3 protein-coding genes and 2 pseudogenes are annotated in these 2,824 nt (G+C 75.2%); 2 read left to right on the top strand and 3 right to left on the bottom strand.

The window, feature by feature from the left end; translation table 11 throughout:
- Together HLB15_RS23185 and HLB15_RS23180 are read right to left on the bottom strand one after the other, a co-directional pair.
- Positions 1–415 (bottom strand): annotated as a pseudogene (locus HLB15_RS23185) (hypothetical protein); the annotation flags it as partial.
- Positions 412–1,095 (bottom strand): CpaB family protein, encoded by a 684-nt coding sequence (locus HLB15_RS23180; RefSeq protein ID WP_171109081.1) that lies wholly within the window; start codon positions 1,093–1,095, stop codon positions 412–414. The gene HLB15_RS23180 and the pseudogene HLB15_RS23185, both read right to left, overlap by 4 nt.
- A 216-nt stretch (positions 1,096–1,311) precedes the next feature.
- Between HLB15_RS23180 and HLB15_RS23175 the strand changes: the two genes are divergently transcribed.
- Positions 1,312–1,530, top strand: a complete 219-nt coding sequence (locus HLB15_RS23175) for a helix-turn-helix transcriptional regulator (RefSeq protein ID WP_116673897.1) — start codon at positions 1,312–1,314, stop codon at positions 1,528–1,530.
- Positions 1,531–1,701: 171 nt separating this feature from the next.
- Here the strand turns inward: HLB15_RS23175 and HLB15_RS23170 are convergent, their stop codons facing one another.
- Complete coding sequence (locus tag HLB15_RS23170) at positions 1,702–2,265, bottom strand: hypothetical protein (RefSeq protein ID WP_171109078.1); 564 nt, start codon at positions 2,263–2,265, stop codon at positions 1,702–1,704.
- A 152-nt stretch (positions 2,266–2,417) separates the two neighbouring features.
- Here HLB15_RS23170 and HLB15_RS23165 point away from each other — a divergent pair.
- Positions 2,418–2,824: pseudogene (locus HLB15_RS23165) on the top strand (hypothetical protein); the annotation flags it as partial.

The raw sequence follows: 2,824 nt of genomic DNA, 5'->3' as shown, positions 1-2,824 counted from the left end.
CGGCGCCCGGGGCGCGCTCCCGCGCGGGCACGGCAGGAGCGGCGACGTCGGGCGCGTCCCCGCGCACCGCCGCCACGAGGTTCTCGGCGTCCCCTGCCGCGACGACGACGTCGCACCCCAGCGCCGCGAGCCGCTCGCCCGGCACGGCCCGGTCCTCGACCGCGACGACCCGCAGGCCAGCGGCCCGCAGGCGGGCCACCGCCTCACGGTCCAGGCCGGGGAGGTCACCCGAGACGACAGCGGCCGTCCCCGCCCCGGCCTCCGCCGAGGCCAGGAGCTCGGTGAGCTCGGCGCAGCGCCGGGTCACCGCGACGCCCTCCTGCGTGAGCACGGTGACGGCGACGGCCTCGTCGGCGGGCGCGCGCACGGCCACGAGCACGGTGACCGGCCGGTCCTGGTCGGCCCGCCCGTTCACCGGAGACCGCCCGCGACCGGCACGACGGCGACCGTCCCGGTGTCCGAGAGCGCGGCGAGGACCGTCGGCAGCGCGTCCTGCGGGACCAGCACGTGCAGCGTGACGGCGCCGTCCACGACGATCGCGCCCTCGCGCGCGTCGACCTGCTCGACCACGACGTCCTGCGCGAGCGTGCGCGGCTCCGGACGCTGCCGCTCCGCGCCGCCGGGCGCGACGGGGGCCGCGGGCACGAACCACAGGTCCACGACCGTGCCGGGCCGGATCCGGTCGGACAGCCCCGACCCCACGGGGACGGCGACCGAGCGCACGTCGGCGTCCGCGCCGAGGGCGGCCTGCGGCACGAGCTCGCCCTCGCCCACCACGCGCAGCGCCACCAGGTCGGCGGGCAGCGGCTCGTCGGCGCGCAGGTACGACCCGGTCCCGGTGCCGAGCCGGACGTCGGCGACGCGCAGCGCCGACGCCGTGACCGGTTCGCCCGGAGTCAGCGCGCCGTCCGCGACGTAGACCGGTACCGTGCGGCTCGCGGTCGAGACGGCCCAGGACCCGAGAGCCACCGACAGCGCGACGACCACGAGCCCCGTGACGAGCCGGGGATCGCGCCAGCGGGGACGGCGCAGCCGGGCGGCCGGCGCCGCGGGCAGCTCGAGCGCGACGGCCGGAGCGGGCGGGGCAGAGGTCATCTCGGTCCTTCCGCGTACTTTCGTGGACTTTGTCGAGACGGTCGCGTACAACTCCCAGTGCGGGCACACGGGCGCAACGACGCGAACCGGACAGAATGCCGCTCAGCCTGAGCAGAGCGCCGCAACCATAGTGGTCGAACACGGCTGATCCGGCATCAGATAAACACTTCTTGGGGATAACCCCCTCATGTCGGTGTCTCGTGCCACACTGGTGTCATGGAAAAGCGCTTTCTCTCACTGGCCGATGTAGTCGAGACGCTGAACATCTCGATGGCCCAGGGCTACGCACTGGTGCGGACGGGCGACCTCCCGGCCATCCAGGTGGGGCCCAAGAAGGTCTGGCGCGTCGAGGCCGCGGAGCTGGAGGCATACATCGAGCGCATGTATGCGAAGAGCCGCGAACGGCTCAAGGGTTCCGCCACCACCGACGCCTGAAAGCATTCAGCGCATCATCGGGACCGGCGCACTCCGCACGTTCCTCCGGGACGGGAGTGACACCGGTCCCGGTCTGGATTTCCGGGTATCCCGAATCTCGCACGGACGTCCTTCACGCCCCTGACCTGGGCCGACGCCGTCCGCTGCCGCTACCTGCCCGAAGGCGGCGGGTCAGAGCGCCTCGCTCACCACGAGCAGGGCGGCGAACGGAACCAGCCTCGGACCCCTGCCGGGCACCTCGACGTCCAGGTGATCGCGCCCCACGCGGGCGATCCTCCCCGCGGTGACGCCCGCGGGCGTGCGCACCGTGACACGCACCCGGTCCCGCTGGAGCTCCCGCAGCGCCGCGGTCAGCGCCGGCGCACCGAGCCGCCGCCCCGCCGGAGCCGCCTGACGACCGAGGCCGAGCACGCCCGCCAGCGCGCCGAGCGGCACGAGCTGCCGACCGACCGGCTCCGGTGGCCGGCCCTGGAGCGCGACCCACTCGTCCGCGACGTCCCGGACAACGCCGCGCAGCGGGGTGCCGTCGAGCACCTCGACCGTGACCTCGGTGCCGACGGCGGCCCGGAACCGGTCGGCCAGCGCCATGGTCGCGTGCTCGGCGCGGGTCAGCTCGGACACCAGCGCGTCGGCCTCCGCCGCCTCCTGCGCCCGGGCCTGGGCCTCGAGGTCCCCGAAGAGGGCTGCCCAGCGCGCGGGCTCGGGAGTGGGTCCGGCCTGTTCGGAGGGTGCCATGGCTCCACCCTCCGTCATCCACAGCCGGTGCGCTCCCGGTGGACACCCCGCACCACCGCCGGTTGAATAGCGGCATCGGACGACACCAACAGGCATCAACGCTGCCGAGAGATGAGCAGTCGTCTGCGACACCGACGATCACAGGGGGACCGATGTCGACCACCATCTGGAGTGCCACGCCGGCGCCGACCGCACCCGCGTCGGACGCGGCCAGGGCGCGCGTCCGCCGCAGCACCGTCGTGCTCGTGCTCGTCGCGCTGGGCCTCGTCGCCGCTGCCATCGCCCTCGGAGCACGTGCCTGGCACGTGGGCAGCGGCCTCGGCAGCGCGCTGTTCCCGGTGGACGGCATCGTCGAGCTCGCCGCCGTCGCGACGGGTGCCGTCGTCGCCGGACGGGCCGCGGGCCACGCGGTGGTCGCGCTCGGCTGGGTGCTCGCCTGCCGCAGGGGGGTGCGCTGGGCCGCGGGCGAACGCGCGGTGTCCCGGCACGCACCGGCCGTCGTGCGCCGCCTCGCGCGGTCGGCCGTCGGTGTGGGGGTCGGGCAGCGCGGAGGCCGTCG

The sequence above is a fragment of the Promicromonospora citrea genome (assembly GCF_013004695.1).
In the GTDB taxonomy this organism is placed as follows: domain Bacteria; phylum Actinomycetota; class Actinomycetes; order Actinomycetales; family Cellulomonadaceae; genus Promicromonospora; species Promicromonospora citrea.
The sequence above is the reverse complement of the archived record's forward strand: the minus strand, read 5'-3'. Positions and strand labels throughout refer to the sequence as shown.